Here is a 22863-nt window from a genome sequence, read left to right on the forward strand (position 1 = left end):
GGTTCGTTTGATCGATAATTGCTGTAAAAACTAAACCTAGTAAGGGTTTTCAAGTTAAGAAATGGCTACACCATTTCTTAACTTGGTATAAATAAAGCATTGCTATAGCTATAGCCACTCAATAAAAAAGAAGAAATTAGCAATGCTAATTTCTTCTTTTTTATTGATGATTTTTCTTTACTTAGAAATTCATTTCAACAGCTTGGACTTTTTCGACTTGCTTCTTCTTCAGTACCAACAAAATTTGGGTAACGATTACAGAAGCAAAGAATGCTAGTAGCCATTGAATGCGACGAGGATCTTGCAGTACGATTTCACCATCATGTTGACCAAAGCCACCAACATTAGGATTGGTAGTTAGAGGCGAACCAACCTTAACTTCACTACCAGGCTCGACAACTAGCTGAGCACCAGCAGGAACCTTCTCAACGGCAATGCTACCATCGGTAGTCTGGATCGAGATTTCATAGCCACCATAGATACCTTCATCTTCATTTGGTGCGATCGGGCTGATCTGGGTAACTAAACCAGGAACAGTAGAGTTGTATTCATTGTTATTGCTCTTTTCACCCGTAGGATAAACTTGACCGCGACCGCGATTACCGCCAGCATGAACGGCATATTTCAAGAAGTGAATATTCTTGTCCTTAGCAGGATCGGGGGAAAGAACTGGGAACACAATTTCGGAATACTCATCACCAGAGACAGGACCTACGAGGACAATATTTTCTTGAGTGTCGCTATAGGGTTGGTAGTAGATATCCTTGGTTTTTTCCTTAAGCTCTTCAGACAAACGCTCTTCAGGAGCAATCTTGAAACCTTCAGGGAGTACTAAAACTGCACCTACATTCAAGCCTGTTTTGCTGCCATCAGCACTAACTTGCTGCTGGGTATGGTCGTAGGGGAGTTTAACGACAGCTTCAAATACCGAGTCGGGGAGAACGGCTTGAGGTAGCTCAAGCTCAATGCCTTTTTGGGCTAGGTGACAGTTGGCACAAACGATACGACCAGTGGCTTCACGAGGATTTTTGTAAGCTTCTTGGGCAAAATAAGGATATGCCTGAGCTGACTGAATATTAACGCCAAATAGAAGCGTTAAGCTTGTGAGGACACATAGACTGATTCCCACAATCAAACGGTTGACACGGAACAAAGCTTTTTTCATGTATGAGTTCAAATGTGATTTAAAGACTGGCTAGCCAATATTTGGCAGTATTTTGGCAATATTTGGGATTGCAAATTTGGGATTGCAAATTTGGGATTGCGAGATTTCGAGAAAATATTTTTCTTAAGACCACCAAGGCGCTTCATTGGTGCGGAAATCAGTTTCAGTCCAAGTGCTAAATTGCACAACATCATCGGCAACCGTTGCATGGGCAAGGGCAAGGGATAGTGGTGCAGGACCACGTACAACTTTACCTTCAGCGTTGTACTGAGATCCATGACAGGGACACATAAATTTGTTTTCGGCAACATTCCAAGGTACAACACAGCCAAGATGAGTACAAACTGCGTTTAGTCCATAGGAAGCAATTTCTTTGTTGTCATTAACAACAATATAGGTAGGATCGCCTTTGAGTCCTTGCGCAAGTACACGATCGCCTGCTTGATGATCTGCCAAAAATTTAGAAGCAATTACATCATTACCCAGAGCATCTTTTGCCGCAACACCACCACCTGCACCACCACGGGAAGGTGGTACAAAATAGGCAGCTACAGGATAAATTGCCCCAAGAGCAGTGACGGCAGCAGAACCTCCTAAAATGAGGTTCATGAATTGGCGACGACCCATGCTAGGGACATCGGCGGATGTAGAAGCTTGACTCATAAATTTGAATAAGGATTTGGCTGAGAAATATTACGTTTTATATATCACTTCCTACCATGATATCGACAATCCTCGGACTTCTCTCTAGTTGTTTTGCAACGAAATGTTAAGCAACATGATTTCAATTAGTACTGCTAAAGTTAACGTGAGGTGAGGTTAAGTGATACTGATATTTTTCGGACTCGTTTTTGCTAGTTATGAATGAAAAATCTACCACGCAGTTCTCTAAATATCGGATCCTAGGCTTGGTTGGTAGAGGGCAATTTGGTAAGGTTTTATGTGCGCGGATACGAGATACAGGCAAACTGGTAGCCCTCAAAGAATTGGAGCATAAACGATTTCCGACCAGTAAGCTTTTGAGGGAGCTCCGTTTTCTACTAACTCTCCAGCATGAAAATATTGTTGCCTGTACTGCCCTTGTCCACCATCAAAATTATCGCTATTTAGTCATGGAATATTGTGAAGGGGGGACTTTGCGAGATTTGATCAATCACACAAAGTCACTTACGGTAAAACAATGTTTTGACCTCATAAGCGATATTTTGTTGGGTTTAGAACATGCCCATGCGGCAAATATTATCCATTGCGATATTAAGCCCGAAAATGTTCTCCTGAAAATTACGGATCGGGGATGGCAAGCCAAGCTTTCTGATTTTGGGATTGCCCGTCTCAGCCAAGAAACTGTTGCCGATGCTAGTAATACGGGTTCTCCTGGATATATGGCTCCAGAAAGATTCTACGGTCAGTTCTCCGTTGGTTCGGATATTTATGCGGTCGGCATTATTTTGTATGAGCTGTTAGTGGGTAGTCGCCCTTTTTCAGGAATGCCGACGGAGTTGATGAATGCCCATCTCAACCAGAGAGTAGTCATCCCTAATAGTTTGCCCCGATCGCTACAAACAATTATCTTGCGCTCCCTCGAAAAGTTACCGCAGCGGCGATATAGTTCGGCGCATGAAATGCGGCTAGATTTATTAGGAACATTGCAATCTGAAGACTTTAGCCAGTTTCAAACGGGAGGCGAGCAAGAAAAGGCTACCCAAATTCTCTTTTCCAAAAAAGCGCCCCATTTCGATCAAAGCAATACGCCTGAAAGCATTATTGGCATCGTCGGCGCGGAAAAATCTCGCTTTTATAGCGCTTCTAAGTTTCTTTTGCATGGTCATAGTCTGTCCTTAGATAAAACAGAACAGATTGCTAAATCCGAACAAGCAATTGAGGCGATCGCTTTTGTAAGGAAGACCTTATTTGCGATCACTAGACGCTCTATTTACCAGTTCGTTCGGGGCATTCCCAAATCTTTATACCAATCATCCCAGCCTTTAGACCAAACTTTTAAATGGGCAATTTCCCCCTATGGCGATTGGTTTGCGGTATCTACGGGTAAACAGCTCGAAATACGAAATTTGGTTTACGGTAGAGCCATGCGTCTGGAGTTTGCCTCGAGAGACTTGAGTTGCATCATCGCCATCGATCGGCATCACTTGTTAGCGATCGCGAATAAAACTGAAACTAACGAAAGCCGTGCGATTGTGATCTCGCGGCGTTGCAATATTATGTATCGATTATCCTTACCCGTAGCTATTGCTGCGGGGATTGCCACATTTACTGGAGATCGTGTCCTTTTATTGGAGGCAGATAACCGTAGAAATTTGTTGCTGCTAGATCTTAAACCCTATCGCTTGATGCGGATTCCTTTGCAGTATGAAGCCTTAATTCTCGTGGCAACACCTTGGGGATATGCAATTACGGCGAAATACAATGAGTATCAAACGATCTTAATATTGTTAGATCTGCGTGGGAATAATATTAATAATTTGATTATTGATGGGGAAGTAACGGCGATCGCCCCCATTGATATTCACCTATTAGCGATCGCCATTGCCAATATATCTGGCTGTATGCTGTATGCAATTAATTTAAAAAAATTAGAAGTCGATCTCGTTTTTTAACCAACTTCAAAAGGAAAAGCCTTGCGTAGCAAGGCTTTTCCTTTTGGGTTTTGATAAAGGGTTTACGTAGCAAACCCTTTATCCCGAACTCACGTTAGTAAGGGTTTTCAAAGCTCAAAATGGCTACGCCATTTTGAGCTTTGGTATTAGCTAAAAAAACGGCGCTTAGCGCCGTTTTTTTTATGGCTGGGCAGCAGAAGAACGTTTGCGACGGGAAGCCTCAGGAGATTGGATCGGCACAAACTCCTTACTTGTTTCCGAAAATTCTGTCTTTAAATCATTACCTTCATCGCCATCAGTTGCATCTAAGGGCTTAGCTCGATTCACCCTCAAGATTACACCGCTAGAACTACCATTAACCTTGGTAGGGCTAACCACTGGATCGATCGCAATTTCATCCGACAGTTCTGTAGTGGCTTGCACTTCAAAGCTTTCCGATAAGGTTTCCTCTTCTGTCGTATGGTTTGACTCTGGATTTGCGTCAAACCCCGCCCTTGCATTAGATTCTGCATTGGATCGCAAATTACTCATATTGTTGGCAATCTTGGGCGCTTGCCCAGGTAAAGCCACTGTCACAATCACATTGCGGGGGTCTTTAACTTCGCGATCAACAAGTACGAGAGGAGAGATCCCAATTAGCGAATAAACGTCCTGCTCTTCCTCAGTCATCTCCACCACGATCACTTCGGGTGGCTCCACCACCTTGGTACGAATTTCGCGCTTATTAGGACGTTCAGGTAAATTTTCAGGAACTGGGATGGGGGCTACATCAGTTACCTCGACCAATTCTTCGCTAGGCTCGACGATCGCCTTAGACGGCAAAGCGTTTGCCGCAATATTGGGCAGAGAGATTTTAGTCGGAACTGCCCGCTCAGCCGCAACATCGCGCTCGATCCTTGGCTCAATTCTTGGCTCAACCCTTGGCTCAAACCTTGGCTCAGCTTGAATTTCAACCCTTGGCTCAAAACGCGATCGCACATCGACGGGGGGAGCTTTTTCAGCCTCGCGGGATTCCCGCAAATCCTTATTAAGCATTGCCCTTTTGCCACGTCGGCGTAGATTGCCCCGCTCCTGATAACTGGGATGGTTCACCAAATTTGGCTCCAGTCCGCCACCCAACTCCGAATCCCCATCTTCATACTCGGAGGTAAAATCGAGTTGATTCGATTGCTTTGATTCCCAAGTCCGTGATGTTGCGTCAACAGGTTGTCCCGCTGCTTCCCCGGGTAAATGCATCAAATGTCCGAGCCCACCACAGGTCGAGCAAGGACGACCAAACAATTCATAAATACTTTGTCCTTGACGCTTACGGGTAAGCTCGACAAGCCCTAACTCTGTAAGTTGCGCAATTTGCGGACGGGACTTATCCGATCGCAACGCCTTATTGAAATGTTCGAGCAATTGCAATTGATCGCGACGGGTATCCATATCGATGAAATCCACCACAATTACACCAGCAATATTGCGCAGACGGATTTGACGGGCAATTTCTACCGCCGCCTCACAATTTGTCCATAACACCGTCTCCCTTGAAGTTTGGGACTTGGTAAAAGAGCCAGAGTTAACATCAATTACGGTTAAAGCTTCAGTGGGCTCGATGATGATATAGCCGCCACTAGGCAAATCTACCCTCGGCTTGAGGGCTTCACGAATACCTGCATTTACCCGAAAATATTCTAAAATTGGCGTGCGTTCACGATGATGATCCAACATCAAACCGTTAGGGATTTTGCCATCGCCCCAGCCCAGTAAATGTTGCTTGATGCGGCGCAAGCCATCATTAGTATCGGTCACAATCCGATTTACTTCAGTACTGTATAAGTCTCGTAACACCCTTTGGACAAAGTCGCGTTCGCGATCTAACAAAGTGGGCTGGCGGGTAGTTGCCACATCCTGTTGAATACCTTCCCACTGACGTTGCAAATTATCGAGATCTTCAATAATCTGCTCCTCTGGCATTCCATCCGCCTCAGTACGCACCAAAATCCCCATGCCCGCAGGCTTGACCAAAATCGCTAGGGCTCGAAGACGATTGCGTTCGGCTTCACTACGAATGCGCCTCGATAGATTTACCCCCCTTCCAAAGGGCAATAGCACAACATAACGACCAGGTAGCGAAATATTTCCTGTTAAACGAGGACCTTTATTTCCCGTGGGCTCCTTCATGACCTGCACGAGTACACGCTGTTGAGGAACGACCAGATCGCTGATCGAACCAGACGATCGCCGCATTTTTAAAGGACCAAGGTCGGTGATATGGATAAAACCATTGCGATCGCCATCGCCAATATTCACAAACGCCGCATCGATACTTGTTAAAACATTTTCGACAACGCCCAAGTAAACATCCCCAACTTGATGAGTTCCTGCGGCAACAACAATTTCTTCAATTTGATCTTCGCTAAAAACAGCAGCAATTCGATACTGCTCGGCAATAATTATTTGCTTTGGCATTCAATTTCCTCAGAATTTCTTCGATTCAAAAGAGCCAGCCTAAGAACACTTGAAAAATATTTTTTCTATACTTCGTATAAAAAAATATTAAAAAATATCTTTCAAACCCTTTATCCACATACTCAAGGAGTCGCAGGGGCTTCAAAACAGAACGTACCAATAACGAAAACAAGAAAAAAATTTCAATCGCAAGCTACCTAGATCGTCAACCAGCTACTTAGCTATGTACCGAGCTAGTAACCAGTCGCTGTGTCTGCTCTGACATCACGATAACAAGGCATATTGCTTTGTATGGAAAATTGGTGGGGTTTCGTTAAAAGAATTAAGTTACTTCTTAGACTGGCGTTTATTTAGACTATCTAAAAGGTGCTTACACCATTTGCCTACAGCATTCAGCCTGTAAGTAAAACAGCGTACTTGATAGTTCAAGTTTATGATTATGGTGAGTAAGCTCAATGCGCTTAACTAGCAGCTAGATGCGTTTTAGCTAACAGCCAGCTTAAGCCTATCGTAGTATTATAGCGCAGCGTTGAGCGTTACATTTTCTTAATAGTGTTTTAATATTAAATGTGTAAGGGATTCTGAAGTAAGTAGCGAAGCCTAATTAACAACCAGATTCACCAGATTCAAAAGCTGCACCGCAGCTTTTGGGGTTTTATATTTAATTATGTATTTAATTATGTATTTAATTATGCCTAGCTACCAGCAGATCGCTTACTAAAAATGCCTAAAAATGCCATAAAGAAAACGAGGGTAAGTTTCTGAGTACGCGAGTAGTGATCGTCCGTCACGGCGAAAGTAATTTCAATATCCTAAGTAAAATTCAAGGACGCGGTAATTACGATCGCCCAGAATTGCAGTCGGTTCTGACCGATAAGGGCAAGCAGCAAGCCAAACTAGCGGGTAAGGCTCTAGCAAATCTTAATATTGATGTTGCCTATGCAAGTCCCCTTGTCCGCGCCCGAAATACTGCCAAGATTATTTTGGCTGAAAATTTTAATCCTCCAGAGTTAATTACAGCAGATGGTTTACTGGAAATCGATCTCAGCGAGTGGGAGTCGATGATCGCTAGTGAGGTAAAAGAGCAGTTCCCTGAGAAATACGATCGCTGGCAAAATGCCCCAGAAACATTTCAACTAGGCGATCGCTATCCCATTCTCGATCTATTCGAGCAAGCCAAGGGACTATGGGCAGAGATATTGCCCAAACATCAAGATAAAACGATTCTATTAGTGGGGCATAGTGGTATCAATCGAGCATTGATCTGCTCGGCGATCGGCATTCCCGTCCGTCTTTATCACAATATTCAACAGGTCAACTGCGCGATTACGGTCTTAAATTTCCAAGGCTCTAGCCTAGTCGAAGGCGTACAGTTGGAATCCCTGAATCTCGCGAGCCATCTCGCGGATATTTCTGGCTCACCCTTGCCCCCCGTCAAGAAAAATCACAACGGTCCACGCCTATTATTGGTGCGTCATGGTGAAACTGAATGGAATCGCCAAAAACGTTTTCAAGGACAAATTGATGTCCCCCTCAACAATAATGGTCATGCCCAAGCTCGACGAGCTAGTGAATTTTTGGCAAATACAAAAATTGATAAAGCCTTTAGTAGTCCCATGTTGAGACCTAAAGACACAGCTTTAGAGATTTTAAGCAAACACCCAAACATTAAACTCGAACTATTTGACGAACTTAAGGAAATCTCCCACGGGCTCTGGGAAGGCAAGTTCGAGCATGAAATCGAAGCGGAATTTGCGGGGCAACTCGCACTCTGGCAGTCCCAACCCGAAACTGTCCAAATGCCTGAAGGTGAAAATTTACAACAGGTTTGGGAAAGGGTAGCGCTCATCTGGCAAAAAATTGTCGAATCAGTCCCCGCGGGAGAAACCGCTTTAGTTGTCGCCCATGATGCCGTCAATAAGGCAATTCTTTGCTTATTATTTGATTTTACGCCCGAACAATTTTGGGTATTTAAGCAGGGCAATGGCGGTGTCAGCGTGATTGATTATCCTCAAGGCGCAAAGAATCGTCCTATTCTACAATCTGGAAATATTACGACTCACCTATCTGAGGGAGTGCTAGATCGCACGGCCGCAGGTGCTCTCTAAAATCCTCTAAAATCCCCAAAAATCCAAAAGCCCGCAGAGAAATGTTTTTCGTGATTTGTTTTTCGTGATTTGTTAAAGTATTAGCAAATCGTTACCCGCTAAAATTTTGAGAAAGCGATTATAAGTAGCTAAGCACATTTAAATATAAAATCTCAAAGCCTGTGGTGCTCGCTGCGCTTGAGCCACAGGCTTTGAATCTCTTCTTAAATTATGCCTATCTACTTATAAGCCTCATCTAAGCGTCGTTTCTGTCAAACTGTCGAGAGACGCATTTTCTGCTAATTTGGTGTAAAGGATTTGTCTTAGTATCTTGTTTTAGTATTCGGAGTTTAAATAAAGTGACTATTCTATTCCAACTTTTATTGGCAGCTTTTGTACTGTTTTCCTTTGTTCTCGTGATTGGCGTACCTGTCGCTTACGCTTCTCCCAGCTCTTGGAATCAAAGCAAGCCACTGTTATTTCTTGGTTCTCTTATTTGGTTGGCGTTCGTAATTGTCATCGGCATTTTGAATGCTTTTGTCGCCTAGTCATAGCTAAGCGCATCCAAAAGAATACCCAAAAGTTATCAAAGGTTTTTTAATCAGGCTTTTGATAGCTTTTAGTTCGCTCGATTATTTTGTTCTTATTTAAAGTTTAATGCCAAGTTAAGAAATGGCTACGTCATCTCTTAACTTGAAAACCCCTACTAGGTTTAGTTTTTAATTCACAAAAGTGTTGTCACACTTTCGTGAATTGGTATAGGAATAAACAAGAACAAAATTTAAGAATATATTTAAGAATATAAAAGTTAAGAATAATTTATGGCGGTTTTTGAAGGTAGCTTTACCAATACTGATAGTCTGCGCTTTGCGATCGTGGTCGCCCGATTTAATGACCTGATCGTCGGTAAGCTCCTCCAAGGATGCCAAGACTCACTGCTACGTCATGGTGTGGATGTATCTGAGACTGGCAGCCAAGTTGATTATGCATGGGTACCTGGCAGTCTCGAAATCTCAATGGTGGCAAAAGAATTAGCTACTTCAGGACGATATGACGCAATCATTTGTCTTGGAGCGGTCATCCGTGGTGATACGCCCCATTTTGACTATGTGGCAAACGAGGTATCTAAGGGTGTCGCAGCGGCTTCTTTCCAGACGGGTGTACCAATTATTTTTGGGGTATTGACCACTGACACGATGCAGCAGGCTTTGGAAAGGGCAGGCGTTAAAAGTAATAAAGGCTGGGAATTTGGCATGGGTGCGATCGAGATGGCAAACCTCATGCGCCAGATTCGGGCAAAGTAATTTGCCGCAATCCAGAAATTAAGCGAGGTGGCGCAAAGCGCCACCTCGCTTAATTTCTGGATTGCCAATTTTTCTAAATAATAAATCCCGCACTTTGTCCTTGCGAGGCCTGCCAACTGCGGGCATCGTAATACAAGTCTTCTAAACAAATGCTATAGAGGGCATCCTTTAGCTTGCGATCCAGTCGTTGCCAAAGTGCAAAGGTCACCCAATCGGAAGCAAGTTTTTCCTGTGGCTTTAGCCTAGGCAGGGGATAGGTATCTTCGCCTACGGCAGTTAAAATTTCGCCTAGGGAAATATGTTTAGGCGATCGCTTTAATCTATAACCACCTTGAACACCCCGTACGGATTCGACTAAATCAGCTTGCCGTAAGGATATCAGGATTTTTTCTAAATATGGTGCAGGAATAGATTGGCGATCGCTAATTTCGCGAACCGAAGCTGGTTTGCGTTTTGCCCAAACCACCAGATCGAGCATCGCTTTCACACTGTAATGACCTTTTCTGGTTAGTTTCATCGGTTCCCAACCTGCAAACAGAGAAGGGGCAAAGATCTTTCTCTACTTATGATTGCCAAAATTCCTGAATAGCTGAAGACAAATCGACAGGAGCGGGCAACATCTCGCCACCGCGCCAATCTAGTACCTGTACCAGAACCAAGTACCCTAAACCCAAAATTACGGCGACAACGCCCGTAAAAACCGATATCCACTGCGATCGCTGCATAAGTAACTTTAAGTAAAAAAACAGATCGAAAATCTAAGGAAATCTATGAATTAGCAAAAATACACAAACTAACTGCTATTATCCCTCTTGAAATATCTTTAGTATCGATATTCAGCTAATTTAGTTAAAATCTAAAAACTTTGCCTTAGCAAGCTTAAGCTATATATCGAGTCAAGCTCTATTTTGATAGGAACAAACTTTTTCATTCTTCGTCCTAACACTTGAATACAGAAGACACAGACTATTGCAGTCTAGTGCAGATTTAAGTCCAGTAGGAGCGAGTAATTGATGAGCTACAGCCTATCTTGGTCAAACAGCATCGGAGTGTACGCACCCTCCAACCCCGTGTCCGTTGATAAGCTCCCCATCGTTGAATTGGTGCAAATGTGCCAAACAGAAGCGCAAACTAATAGGTCTGCGTTTGCAGAACTTATGCGGCGTAATCAATCCTACGTCGATCAAGTTTTGTATAAGCTCGCTCCCGACTGGCAAGATCGCGCCGATCTCGCTCAAGAAGTTTGGTTACGCGTTTATCGAAATATCAAGCGTTTGCAAGAGCCAGAAAAATTTCGTGGTTGGCTCAGTCGGATTGCCACTAATTTGTTTTATGACGAATTACGCAAACGCAAACGGGTTGGCAGTTCGGTTTCGCTTGATGCACCATTTATGTCTGGTGATGGAGATGAAATGAGCTGGGACTTGCCCAGTGCCGCCCCCAGTCCCATTGAAAATATGTCTACGCAGGAGTTTTATGAAGAACTGCGTCGAGCCATTCAAGATTTACCTTCTAGCTTCCGTGAAACTATTGTTCTCAGGGAAATCCAAGGTTTATCCTATGAAGAAATTTCAGAGATAACTGGTGTATCGCTTGGTACAGTAAAATCACGCATTGCTAGAGCAAGATTGAAGTTACAGGCGCAATTACAACCCTATCTGTCTAATATGTAACGAGGGGTGTATTGAAGTTATGAGTGCTAACCAAATTTTTAATAGTTCTATGATTATTCCCGAGGAGCGCTTTGAGTTACTAAGTGCATATATAGATGGCGAAGTAACTGAAGCGGAAGAGCAGTTAGTTGAACAATGGCTTGCTGAGGATGTTGATTTTCGTCGTCTTTATCAGCAACAACTAAAGCTACGACAATTGTTAATTGATTTACCTGTCCCCGTTGCCGCCCATTCATCTGTGAAAAAAGAAACAGATGTAATGATTAATCGCGTCTTTGCTGAAATTGACAAGCGATCGCAGCGCCGCAAATGGAAGTTAGCTGGTATTGGTATATCAGTTGCGGCAATAGTCGGTGTATTTGGATCGATGTTTACCTTCAACTCTAATCCTCAATTTAGCCCAGTGGCAAACAGCATCAAGACTCCTGCACAGGTAAAAGACGAACCCATTATTATTGCAATGGAAGATCCGCTCGTTCCCTTGCCTAAGTCGAAGAGTTCCAAATAAAAGCAAAGGTTTGTAGTTGTACCCTTGTAAAGAAGAGAATAAATTCGATTTACATATTGAGTTGATTGCCAAGAATTTTCCAACATTCGACTAAGTAAGTGGGCTTAATTAAATATAAAATCCTAAAACCTGCGGCGCACTCTGCGCGTGCGCCACAGATTTTAGATCTGGATTTTAATTATGCTTTGGAATCTCAAAACCTTACTGGATTTATTTTTTAATTCATTGAAGTGTTGACTCACTTCAGTTAATTATTATTTAGTTGGGACAAATAAAACCTTAAAAGATGGATGGAGCTGCTTCTTATAGCAATCTATATTTTCTATATTTTGGGTTTTATATCTTAAGTAAAACTGGTATAGCTCTATAGCAATCGTAGGTAGTTCGATATAGTTGAGAAGAAAAACCTAGAAGAGCCTACCGACCACACATTGATTGGTAGGCTCTTCTAGGTTTTAAGTCCAATTAGGCTGAGCTGCTTAAATCACTTGTGGATTTCTAAGTTTGTGCGAGATTGCAATTTTTTTTGCCTTCCCAAATTGGGTACTTCTGCTATCAATCAATGGTTAATTCGATTCTGATGGGTGATGTGTTTTTTGTTAGAATTAGGTCTAATGAAAATGTGACGGTAAACCGTCTAACAGCAAAGATTAACATGATAGAAAATCTTTTGTAGAATACAGATATTATTGGTCGCGGAACATAGATATGAGAGACTCAAACAAAAAATCTCGTTACAAGCAACCTCTGATTTATGCTTCGATGCTTTTGTTAGGTGTGATTTTAGGAGCATGGGCAGTTGTGTCAGGAGTGAGATCTCCCAATACAACAGTGGTTACTCCCGTAACACAGGTTGCTTCGATATCGCCAGCAATTGCGCAGGACAGTGATAAGAATAAAGGGATCTCAGTCCCCCGTAATTATATTGTGGATGCAGTTAATCGCACTGGTCCCGCCGTTGTCAGAATTAACGCATCTCGCACTGTTGCTAATACCCAACAAATACCCGAAGCATTTTTAGAAGATCCCATGTTTCGCCAGTTCTTTGGTGACCAATTGCAACGCTTACCAAAAGAACGGGTAGAACGTGGCACAGGATCTGGCTTTATCATCAATAAGGAAGGCGACATTATCACAAATGCCCATGTTGTAAGTGGCGCAGACAAAGTTACTGTCGTCCTTAAGGATGGTCGCCAGATTGAGGGTAAAGTAATTGGTAGCGACGAGCTTACCGATGTAGCTGTAGTTCAAGTTAAGGCAGATAATTTGCCTGTTGTAAGTCTTGGTAGTTCTGTAAGCTTACAACCTGGAGACTGGGCGATTGCGATCGGCAACCCTCTAGGTTTAGACAATACTGTAACTGCGGGGATCGTCAGTGCGATCGGTCGCAATAGCGGACAAATCGGAGTAGATAAGCGCGTTAGTTTTATCCAAACAGATGCCGCAATTAATCCTGGTAATTCTGGCGGACCATTACTTAACCAGAATGGCGAAGTTATTGGTGTAAATACAGCAATTATCCAAGGCGCGCAGGGATTGGGGTTTGCAATTCCAATTGAAACTGCTCAACGCATTTCCAAGCAACTGATCCAAAGTGGTAAAGTGACCCGAGCTTATCTCGGCATTCAAATGGTTACGGTTGATGCGAATGTAAAGAGTCAAGTGAATCAAGACAAAGATTTTGGTGTCAAAATTTCTGACGATAAAGGTGTTCTGATTACTAGAGTCGTTGATAACTCTCCAGCAGCATTGGCAGGAGCCAAGCGAGGTGATGTAATTGTTAAGTTTGATGACAAAGAAATCTTAACAGCCGAACAAGTTACACAACTAGTAGAGGATCGGGCAGTAGGCGACAAAATTCGGATGGAAGTTAAGCGAAACGGTCAGGTAGTAGCGTTAAATGTTGAAGCCGCTCAATTCCCTCAAAAGTTTCCTAACTAGCTAGGTAAAAGACTTATGGCACTAGCTGCTTATGCGTCATAAGTCTTTGGCTTAGTTTTTAATTATGCCTAATTCTTAGCCGTAGCAACCCAAGAGATAACTTGCTTGCACGCCACCAGTATTGTTAGAACAAAATTAAACCCCAAAAGAGGGTTGCCGCGCTCCGCGCAGCAACCCTCTCTTGGGGTTTATAAGTAGTTCGGCATGACTAAAAAACAAAACCAGAGAGCATACCGCCCGCTATGCGGGCGGTATGCTCTTCTAGGTTTTAAGTTTACTTATGCCTAGCTACTTAACCAATTCTAACCAATTCACAAAAGTGTTGTCACACTTTCGTGAATTGGTATAAAAGGAATGTGAGACGAGATCCTTTACTTTATTTAGATCATTCCTATGAGTAAATTTTTTGGTTGGCTTGTCACTTTGCTGCTGCTATCTTTTGCAGGATTTGGACTGACGCAGTGGTTCAATTTACCCTTTGGTAATTTTGTGGATTGGGTAATTGCGGCAAGTATTTTTGTCTGGTTGATTATTATTGTTACCGTACCTTGGAATATTTACTTCCAGTCTAGATCGGTACTCGATCGCGCAAAAATCTCTAAGGAAAGAGGGGTTAATGTTGATGAAAACCAATTACCCTATGTCCGATCGCTAGCGCAGAGATCCTTGGGGATAGCCTTGGGATTGCATCTCATTTCGGCGATCGTCCTCTATGTATTAGCTGCCACTGGGGTGGGCACGATCGGTTATATTGGGGCGATCGCCGCACTGTTATTAACAATATTAAGACCTGCTATTAGCGCCTATGAATACATATCGCAAAGGTTGCGGGCAATTTTGCAACAAATTGACTATCCGCAAGAAGATATAATGGAGTTACGCCAGCGTTTTGCTACTTTAGAAGAACTGGTGCGCCAAATTAATACACAACTGAATACAGACAATCCCTATTCATGGGTGTCCAAGTACGAACAGTTTGCCGATGAGACCCGTAAAGATTTATCGAAACTAGTTGCTAACATAGAGGATCTACGGGCTACAAACAATAGCGACCACGAACGTTTAGTTCGCGAATCCAGACAAGCGATCGCGCAATTAAGCACTGATAGTCAATTTTTAGAGCATGTCAGGGAAATTATTCGTTTTTTTAAGAGTGCCTAATTATAGCTACAGTCTATTAACTTAGAACAAATCAAAGCCCCAAAATTAATTAGCGGCGCGAAGCACCGCCAATTAATTTTGGGGCTTTATGCCCTTGTACACTTGGAAATATCTATACAAATTGATGGGGTAAAATTAGTAATATCGCAAAGTAGTATTTTTATCTTTTTGATTATAAAAAAACACAATAATAGCGGTATAAATATCAACAATTGCGAGATTATTTAAGATTATTTAAGTAATACCAATTCACGAAAGTGTGACAACACTTTTGTGAATTAAAAACCAACCCCAGTAAGGGTTCTCAAAGCTCAAAATGGCTACGCCATTTTGAGCTTTGGTATTATTTGGCGCTATCTAAAATTTGTGCATCCGTTGCAAAATCTATATCCGCTTGATGACGGTTAGAGGGAAGATAGTCTAGTTCAAAGGAAGTTGTTAAACCAGATACGAGATCGTATTTTGGTTGCCATTGTAAGTCTTGATTGGCTTTGGCGATCGCCGCAAAGAAATGTTGCAAGCGAAAGGGAAAGGCTTTCTTTTTGCCAAAGTCAAAATCCTTAGGATTGTAATATACAAAATTGAGTTGACTGGGATCTTTACCAGCAGCGATCGCACATTGTTTAGCAAGCCCGACAAAGGTAACGTAACGGTTATCGGAAATATTATAAATTTCGCCGATCGCTTGTTGATTGCCTAATACTGCTGCCATTGCCCTCGCGAGATCCTCAACATGACCGAGTTGAGTAATAAATTGCCCGTTACCAGGAATGGGAATAGGGCGATCACGGACAATGCGATCGAAAAACCAAGCTTCCACATCATTGTAATTTTGAGGACCATAGATATAGGTCGGGCGAATCGAAGTGTAGGGAAATCCATTTTCAGAGTGCAACTGTTGCAGATAGGATTCCGTGTCAAGTTTGCCCTTATGACGACTTTTGGGATCGGTGGCATCGGTTTCGCGATAGGGCAGAATATCGCTATCGAGATATACACCTGCCGAACTCATATAGACAAAATGCTGAAGGCGATCGCGAAAAATTTCGACAAGGGGTTGAGTGTCACTGAGTTCGCGACCGTTGTTATCAAAAATGACCTCGAAGGATTCGCCCCTAAGTTTGTCTTGCAATTGCTGTGGATCGGTGCGATCGCCAATAATCGTGCGCAGTCCTGCAATGGGTGAGGGCTTTTTCCCGCGATTAAATAAAGTTACTTCATGACCTTGGGAGACGAGTAACTTCACCAGTGAAACACCGATGAATCTAGTACCACCCATGACTAATATTTTCATTTTAATTTGATTTTTTAACTTGATTTTTTAACTTGATTTTTGATTGTTACAGCAATTATCGATCAAACGAACCACAAGGAAATTTTTAAAAGCGTTGCTTTGCAACGCTTTTAAAAATTTCCTTGGTTTGGGTTTGAGCGCAAAGCGCTGTAAGTAGCTAAGCATAAGTAAACTTAAAACCTAGAAAACCGTACCGCCCGCGTAGCGGGCGGTACGCTCTCTGTTTTTGGTTTTTAATTATGCCGAACTACTTATTGCTATCGCCAAGTGTATCAGGAGATAAAACCGAAAAGAGAGCAGTGACGCAAAGTGCCACTGCTCCTTCATAATTGTACTAATTCACTGAAGTGAGCCAACATTTTAGTGAATTAAAAAACAAACCCAGTCAGGTTTTGAGATTCCCAAAATGGTGCTGCCATTTTGGGAATTGGTATTAGGGTTGTGCGGTTCCGCCGCACAACCCTAATTATGAAGGAGCAATATGACTGGCGACAGCTATATATTCTGAGTTTTCAAGCACGATAACGTTAAGATTGATTTATACGGTTTGATATCGCTAATTTAGATAAGTAACAGAGATTATGCGGCGACTGATAGGGATTTTGACGATCGCGATTTTCAGTTTTCTGGTGGTGACCGCGACTAGCGCTCAGAATTTCGTCCCCCCCACCCAATTGCATCTAACCTATCCCCCATTGCAACATACGACCAATAGCGATCGCCTGTTTTTTATCGGGACTGCGCCAAAAGATGGCAATGTGAGCATCAATGGCAAATTAATCCAACGCAGTGAGGCTGGACATTTTGCGCCGAGTTTGCCGCTTCAGTTAGGCGAAAATAACTTTAATATTAAATACGTTAATTTGGCGGGCGATCCTAATCGAGATCGCCAGATAAATGTCAAGGTGCTGCGAGAGTCGCGTATTACCTTACCGCCTCAAAATATAGGTTTTATCAAGGATTCTCTATTCCCTAGCGTCGATATTGCTAGGCAACCTAACGAGAGAATTTGCTTTGAGGCGATCGCCACGCCCAATGCGACCGTATTAGCCAGAGTCGGCGATCGCGAGATTCCCTTACTACCCCGCCGCCGCAATACGCAGTTGCCGCCCAATTCTTCGGTATTAACGGGCAATAACCAAGCCACCGAAGAATCACCCTCAGGCTATTTTCGTGGTTGTGCCAGTTTTGAAAAGGCAAGTAAACTTGGTCAGCCCGAATACGAGATGCGTTTCAAGGATCGGTCGGGCGATCGCTTTGTTAAGGAAAAAGCTACTGGTACGGTAGAGATTCTCTCTCCCACAAATGTCCAAGTTGCCAAAATAACGGCGATCGTTGCCGATGCCAGAACGGGGGCGAGTACCGATTTCTCAAGGCTGACTCCTTTGCCTCAAGGCACTAAAGCGGTAATCACAGGCAAACAAGGGGCTTGGCTGCGGCTTGATTATGGCGGCTGGGTCAGAAAGAGCATGATCGCCATTGAAGAAGATGCGGAAAACTTCGCCAATTCCAATGTGCGCAGTATTAATACAAGACGAATTATTGATCACGATCAGGCTTGGACAGAGGTAACGATTCCCTTAGAAATCCCTGTACCCCTCGCCATCGTCCAAAGCGATCGCACCTTTGCCCTAACTCTTTATAATGTCACGGCCCAAACCGATACCATTTCCATTGCTCCCGATACCATTATCAATAAGCTAGATTGGGTACAGTCGGATTCCCATAAGGTAACCTACACCCTTAGTCTCAAACCCAAGCAACAATGGGGATATCAGATTCGCTATCAAGGGACAAACCTGATTTTATTGCTCAAACATCCTCCAGTTTTGACCGCAGCAAAAGACCGCCAACCCTTAGAGGGCGTTAAAATTCTTCTAGATGCGGGGCATGGCGGTAATGAGGATTTAGGTGCGCGATCGCCGACGGGCTATCCAGAGAAATATGCCACCCTAACTACTGCCACCCTATTGCAGAGCGAACTCCAAAATCGTGGCGTAAATGTGGTGATGACCAGAACAGAGGATCGGGATGTGGATTTGGGAACGAGGGTTACTAAAATCGAACAAGAGCAGCCCACCCTATCGATCAGCCTTCATTACAATGCATTGCCCGATGATGGTGATGCCCTTAACACATCAGGGATGGGGGCTTTTTGGTATAACCCACAGGCTGAAGACTTTGCCAAGTTCATTAACACCTATGTTTCCCAAAAGCTGGAGCGTCAGGATTATGGTGTTTATTGGAATAATTTGGCCTTGACAAGACCGACAATTGCACCGTCAGTGCTTTTGGAGTTAGGTTTTATGATCAATCCTGTTGAATTTGAATGGATTGTCGATCGGCAGCAGCAGAAGTTACTAGCCGCAACCCTTGCAGATGGTATTACTGAATGGATTCTGAATGCTGCTAAATAGTCTTAACGATTTCTGGTCTGGCTTCCATCTTGGTGCTTTGATCGATGCCTATATCCCTTTATTACTATGGACAGGCGTTGGTTTAATATTTTCTCGATTTGCTCCCCAAAATGCTTCCAAAGTTTTGGGGGTGGCTCTCTATTGGGTGGGAGTACCTTGGCAGCTCTTTGTATTGGCACGGCATACGGAGTTTTCGGATACGCCCTATATTCCCTATGTCGCGATCGCTTCTTTAATTATCAGTTGGCTATTAGCGCTCATTGGTTGGCAGTTTGCTAAGCAAGAAGGTAGCGATCGCTCTAGTTTGGGTAGCTTTATTTTGGCAACAATGCTCGGTAATACGGGATTTGTGGGATTAACCCTGACCAATTCCCTGACCAGTGCCAACTATGCCGATTGGGCGGTGTTGTATAGCATTACCAGTAATGTAGCTGGTAATTATGGCATTGCCGTATTTATCGCTAGTTACTTTGGCAAGAGCGAGATTAAGCCCCCTTGGTGGAGGCTATTGCTGGATGTCGCGACCGTACCAAGTCTGTGGGCTTTTGCGATCGGTTGGTATACGCGCCCGATCACTTTACCCGCTGCGATCGAGTCGGGGTTGGATGTGGGGGTATGGGTAACGATCGCCTTTGCTCTGTCCTTAGTGGGTTTACGACTGGGCAAAATCGAGCAATGGACAAGTATTAAACCTGCGGCGATCGCGGCTTTTTTACGGGTGGCGATCGTTCCTTTAGCGATTGGTTTGGTTGCTACAGCCTTTGGACTTCGCCACGATCCCCGCTTGATTCTTACCTTAATGTCTGGAACTCCGACGGGGCTATCTGTGCTGATTCTTGCTGAGGTCTATAATCTTGATCGCGATTTACTAATTAGCACGATTGCCTTCTCTTTTGTCGGCATAATTGTTATGCTTCCCGTCTGGATTATCTGTTTTGGCTAGGACTTGTCTTTTTATAGCTGTCGCCAGTCTTGTTAGGACAAAATTAAAACCCAAAATATTGTTGCCGCGCTTTCGTGAATTGGTATAACCCGCAAGAAGAGAAGATTGGCGCGAAGCGCCAATCTTCTCTTCTTGCGGGTTATGTTATTTTGCTTTTGCCGCTAAACGATGTTGGATTTCCAAATAAACCAGTAAGGCATTCACATCCGCAGGATTAACCCCACCAATACGACTGGCTTGACCGATGGTCATCGGTCGAATCTTGGTCAGTTTTTCCCGCGACTCTTTGGATAATGTCGCGATCGCATTGTAGTCGATATCCGTTGGTAAGGGGCGATCGCTATGTTTGGCAACTTCCTCAATTTGATGCTCTTGCCGTTGAATATAGCCCACATACTTCACTTCAATCTCGGCGGCAAGACGTTCAAAGCGATTCAAGTGAGGATCGGCTAAGCCATAGTGAATTAGTTCCGCATAATTAAATTTAGGACGACGCAATAGGTCGGCAAGCGTTATAGCTCCGCGAATAATTTCCCCTGTCTCGGCGGTGATTCTCTGTCCGAGTTCATCCTTTTCCTTCACGCGAGTTCCATTCAGTCGTTCCACTTCGGCATGAACGCGATCTTGTTTGTCGCAAAAGAGTTGCCAGCGGCGATCGTCTACTAGACCAATCTCGCGACCGATGGGGGTGAGGCGGCGATCGGCGTTGTCCGATCGCAAAATCAAGCGATATTCGGAGCGACTGGTCAGCATTCGATAGGGTTCGCGTAACTCCTTCGTACAAAGATCATCGATCAGCGTGCCAATGTAACTACTGGATCTTGGCAATACGACCATCTCTCGTTTTTGTGCAAATAGAGCCGCATTCATACCCGCAATTAAACCCTGCGCGGCTGCCTCTTCATAGCCCGTAGTTCCATTGATCTGTCCCGCACAAAATAGCCCTTCAATCAGCTTTGTCATCAGGGTCGGATAGCACTGAGTCGCAGGAATATAGTCGTATTCCACAGCATAGGCAGCGCGAAGCATATGGCAATTTTCGAGCCCAGGCAGTGTTCGCAACATTTGGAGTTGAATATGCTCAGGCATTCCCGTGGAAAAACCTTGAATGTAGAGTTCGGGAATATCCCGACCTTCAGGTTCGATAAAAATCTGGTGGCTCTCTTTATCGGCAAAGCGCACGATCTTATCTTCAATACTGGGACAATAACGAGGACCTTTGGCATCAATGAAGCCACCATAAACGGGGGTAAGATGCAGGTTCTCGCGAATAATCCGATGGGTTTCGCTGGTGGTACGGGTCAAGTAACAGTTCATTTGCTCCCGTTCCACCCATGCCGAAGGATCGAAACTGAACCAGTTCTGCTCCGTATCCGATGGTTGAACTTCCATTTGGCTATAGTCCACACTACGGCGATCGACCCTTGCGGGGGTTCCTGTTTTTAAGCGATCGGTGACAAAGCCCAAAGCATTTAGCGTTTCCGTAAGCCCTGCGACCGCAAATTCCCCCGCACGCCCCGCAGACATGGAGCGATTGCCCACCCAGATTTTGCCATTGAGAAAAGTGCCTGTGGTCAAGATGACAGCTTTACAGGCGTAACCCACCCCAAATTGAGTTTCTACGCCGATAATGCCCTGGTTATGATCGAGCAACAAGTTAATGACCGTTCCCTCGCGCACGGAGAGATTCGGCTCGTTTTCAACCACTGTTTTCATTTCGGCGGCATATTCGCGTTTGTCAGTTTGCGCTCTGAGCGCCCAAACTGCGGGTCCGCGCGAACTATTGAGAATCCTTTTCTGAAGATAGGTGCGATCGGTAATTTTACCAATTTCTCCGCCAAGGGCATCGACTTCATGGACAAGTTGGGATTTGGCGGGACCGCCAACGGCGGGATTGCAAGGTTGCCATGCAATGCGATCGAGGTTGAGGGTAAGGAGCAAGGTTTTACAACCCATTCTTGCTGAGGCGAGAGCCGCTTCACAGCCCGCATGACCTGCACCGACAACGATCGCTTCAAACTCATCAAGGAATTGCACTTGATTGGCTGAATTTATGAAATTACCCTTTATCTCGCTCATTGTGTGACAGCCCCGACCAACAAAGTCCTATTCTAATCTAAAAAGCAAAGGCGACGCATCGCGTCCCTTTATACTTCTCAATACCACAAAACAAACTTATTCCTCAAACTGCCAGCGATCTTTAGAGGCATCTTCGTCAAAGAAACGCTTGGGGCGTAGGGTTAAGGTAACTTTACCTAAGAGTTCGACTTCGGGTTGCGCCTCAAACCATGCAAACTTGAGATTGCCATCTTCACCAGCGATCGCAAAATAGCTGTTTTCATCCCATTCGCGTTGAGCGCGATCGACCAGTACCAAGATATCTTCAGGGCGATCGCGCAAGGCACTCAAGACCTCTTGATTAATCGAAGTCTTTAAAGTATCGGTGTTACAAGCCACAATCACACCATCTTCAGCTTGATGTACCACAAACCATCCAGGAAGAGTCGCCCAAGCTTCTGCTCCCGCACCTTGGACAATGCCAAAGGGTGCTAACTCGCTCACTTGTGGAACTGACCGAAACTTTTCTAGTGTTAATGGCAGATAGCCTGCAACGGGGAGAATGCGGGGGATATTATCTTCACCGTCATAACGGAAGTTAGGTAAATTGGGAGCTTTTTTTTTCGATGGATTTGCCATATCCATGAGGAGTTTCTCGATGGCGGCTCTTGCCTTCTCGCTATGGGCAAAGCGTAAACCCCTTGCGATCAATCTCGTCCGCTCCTGCGGATCGATTTTACCCTGTGCCGCCTTGAGGACTTGCAACACTACGGCATCCCCTGGATGGCGCGTAAATCCCTCTGGCAAATTGGCAACGCTTGAAGCTTCTTTGAGAGCCTTGACAACATCCTTAGCTTCTAAAACATCGAGGTTCTTTTCTAGGGCAAAGGTTGCCATGGTCACACGTTCGCTTTGGCTGAGTACGCGCAACTCATTCAAAATATCACTGCCCTTTTGCTCGAAATGAGCCAATACAATATCGGCAGCATTTCCTGCTTGGAGACTGGCATAGACCTGAGAAGCGACGACTATCTGATTCTGTTGGATCGGTTCAAAACCTGTATTTTCAAAAATTGCGAGGGAATTCTCTCCCATTTTTTGCAGCATTTGACAAGCGATTCCCCACTGCACCCAAGTCCCCTCCTTATGGCGTAAGAGTTTTAAAAGTCCTTCAGAGTCAGTAGGAAGTGTGGGTACTGGGGTTGGCATAGTTGTAATACAAAGTTAAATGAGCGCGATCTCT

The 22863-nt window shown here is 44.1% G+C and carries 18 protein-coding genes; 10 read left to right on the plus strand and 8 right to left on the minus strand.

The annotated features are described in order from the left end of the window. Nucleotides 1-181 precede the first annotated feature (181 nt). Nucleotides 182-1165 carry an apocytochrome f gene (locus PSE7429_RS05965; RefSeq protein ID WP_009626190.1) on the minus strand — a complete coding sequence of 328 codons (984 nt, stop codon included), beginning with the start codon at nt 1163-1165 and terminating at the stop codon, nt 182-184. Nucleotides 1166-1288: 123 nt separating this feature from the next. Continuing rightward, nucleotides 1289-1828 (minus strand): cytochrome b6-f complex iron-sulfur subunit, encoded by a 540-nt coding sequence (gene petC / locus PSE7429_RS05970; protein WP_009626191.1) that lies wholly within the window; start codon nt 1826-1828, stop codon nt 1289-1291. Between the two features lie 197 nt (nt 1829-2025). Here petC and PSE7429_RS24245 point away from each other — a divergent pair, with 197 nt between their 5' ends. Beyond that, complete coding sequence (locus PSE7429_RS24245) at nt 2026-3780, plus strand: serine/threonine-protein kinase (protein WP_009626193.1); 1755 nt, start codon at nt 2026-2028, stop codon at nt 3778-3780. 180 nt (nt 3781-3960) lie between these two features. On the opposite strand, the gene PSE7429_RS05980 is transcribed toward PSE7429_RS24245, so the two are convergent. Then, nucleotides 3961-6234 carry an Rne/Rng family ribonuclease gene (locus tag PSE7429_RS05980; RefSeq protein ID WP_009626194.1) on the minus strand — a complete coding sequence of 758 codons (2274 nt, stop codon included), beginning with the start codon at nt 6232-6234 and terminating at the stop codon, nt 3961-3963. A gap of 776 nt (nt 6235-7010) precedes the next feature. Here PSE7429_RS05980 and PSE7429_RS05985 point away from each other — a divergent pair. The 3 genes from PSE7429_RS05985 (at nt 7011) to ribH (ending at nt 9625) form a co-directional block, all read left to right on the plus strand. Continuing rightward, on the plus strand, nt 7011-8342 hold the full coding sequence (locus PSE7429_RS05985) for a histidine phosphatase family protein (RefSeq protein WP_009626195.1): 1332 nt from the start codon (nt 7011-7013) through the stop codon (nt 8340-8342). Between the two features lie 338 nt (nt 8343-8680). Next, a complete protein-coding gene (gene psbZ / locus PSE7429_RS24250) occupies nt 8681-8869 on the plus strand; it encodes a photosystem II reaction center protein PsbZ (RefSeq protein ID WP_009626196.1) in 189 nt (62 codons plus the stop codon). Between the two features lie 273 nt (nt 8870-9142). Beyond that, nucleotides 9143-9625 carry a 6,7-dimethyl-8-ribityllumazine synthase gene (gene ribH, locus PSE7429_RS05990; protein ID WP_009626197.1) on the plus strand — a complete coding sequence of 161 codons (483 nt, stop codon included), beginning with the start codon at nt 9143-9145 and terminating at the stop codon, nt 9623-9625. Between the two features lie 73 nt (nt 9626-9698). Here ribH and PSE7429_RS05995 read toward each other — a convergent pair whose 3' ends face one another. After that, nucleotides 9699-10142: an RrF2 family transcriptional regulator gene (locus PSE7429_RS05995; RefSeq protein ID WP_009626198.1), complete on the minus strand. Its 444-nt coding sequence runs from the start codon at nt 10140-10142 to the stop codon at nt 9699-9701. Between the two features lie 46 nt (nt 10143-10188). After that, the gene (locus PSE7429_RS26595) at nt 10189-10350 is read right to left on the minus strand and encodes a hypothetical protein (protein ID WP_009626199.1); all 162 of its coding nucleotides are present in this window, start codon (nt 10348-10350) and stop codon (nt 10189-10191) included. Nucleotides 10351-10638: 288 nt separating this feature from the next. Here PSE7429_RS26595 and PSE7429_RS06000 point away from each other — a divergent pair, with 288 nt between their 5' ends. The 4 genes from PSE7429_RS06000 to PSE7429_RS06015 all read left to right on the plus strand — a co-directional run bounded on the left by PSE7429_RS06000 (nt 10639) and on the right by PSE7429_RS06015 (nt 14908). Next, nucleotides 10639-11298: a sigma-70 family RNA polymerase sigma factor gene (locus PSE7429_RS06000; protein ID WP_009626200.1), complete on the plus strand. Its 660-nt coding sequence runs from the start codon at nt 10639-10641 to the stop codon at nt 11296-11298. A 19-nt stretch (nt 11299-11317) separates the two neighbouring features. Beyond that, nucleotides 11318-11806 carry a zf-HC2 domain-containing protein gene (locus PSE7429_RS06005; protein ID WP_009626201.1) on the plus strand — a complete coding sequence of 163 codons (489 nt, stop codon included), beginning with the start codon at nt 11318-11320 and terminating at the stop codon, nt 11804-11806. A gap of 708 nt (nt 11807-12514) precedes the next feature. Beyond that, complete coding sequence (locus PSE7429_RS06010; RefSeq protein ID WP_009626202.1) at nt 12515-13747, plus strand: HhoA/HhoB/HtrA family serine endopeptidase; 1233 nt, start codon at nt 12515-12517, stop codon at nt 13745-13747. A 393-nt stretch (nt 13748-14140) separates the two neighbouring features. Then, nucleotides 14141-14908 carry a hypothetical protein gene (locus PSE7429_RS06015; RefSeq protein WP_009626203.1) on the plus strand — a complete coding sequence of 256 codons (768 nt, stop codon included), beginning with the start codon at nt 14141-14143 and terminating at the stop codon, nt 14906-14908. A 343-nt stretch (nt 14909-15251) separates the two neighbouring features. Here the strand turns inward: PSE7429_RS06015 and PSE7429_RS06020 are convergent, their stop codons facing one another. Then, nucleotides 15252-16202: an NAD-dependent epimerase/dehydratase family protein gene (locus tag PSE7429_RS06020; protein ID WP_040687491.1), complete on the minus strand. Its 951-nt coding sequence runs from the start codon at nt 16200-16202 to the stop codon at nt 15252-15254. Between the two features lie 581 nt (nt 16203-16783). Here PSE7429_RS06020 and PSE7429_RS06025 point away from each other — a divergent pair. Beyond that, nucleotides 16784-18619 (plus strand): N-acetylmuramoyl-L-alanine amidase, encoded by a 1836-nt coding sequence (locus PSE7429_RS06025; RefSeq protein WP_009626205.1) that lies wholly within the window; start codon nt 16784-16786, stop codon nt 18617-18619. Continuing rightward, a complete protein-coding gene (locus tag PSE7429_RS06030) occupies nt 18606-19562 on the plus strand; it encodes an AEC family transporter (RefSeq protein WP_009626206.1) in 957 nt (318 codons plus the stop codon). Before PSE7429_RS06025 ends, PSE7429_RS06030 begins: the two co-directional genes overlap by 14 nt. Before the next feature lie 144 nt (nt 19563-19706). On the opposite strand, the gene mnmG is transcribed toward PSE7429_RS06030, so the two are convergent. Further along, nucleotides 19707-21641 (minus strand): tRNA uridine-5-carboxymethylaminomethyl(34) synthesis enzyme MnmG, encoded by a 1935-nt coding sequence (gene mnmG / locus PSE7429_RS06035; protein ID WP_009626207.1) that lies wholly within the window; start codon nt 21639-21641, stop codon nt 19707-19709. A gap of 96 nt (nt 21642-21737) precedes the next feature. Further along, entirely contained in the window at nt 21738-22829 is a 1092-nt protein-coding gene (locus PSE7429_RS06040) for a RuBisCO accumulation factor 1 (protein WP_009626208.1), read from the minus strand. Nucleotides 22830-22863: the final 34 nt, after the last annotated feature.

Source organism: Pseudanabaena biceps PCC 7429, assembly GCF_000332215.1.
Classification (GTDB): Bacteria; Cyanobacteriota; Cyanobacteriia; order Pseudanabaenales; family Pseudanabaenaceae; genus Pseudanabaena; species Pseudanabaena biceps.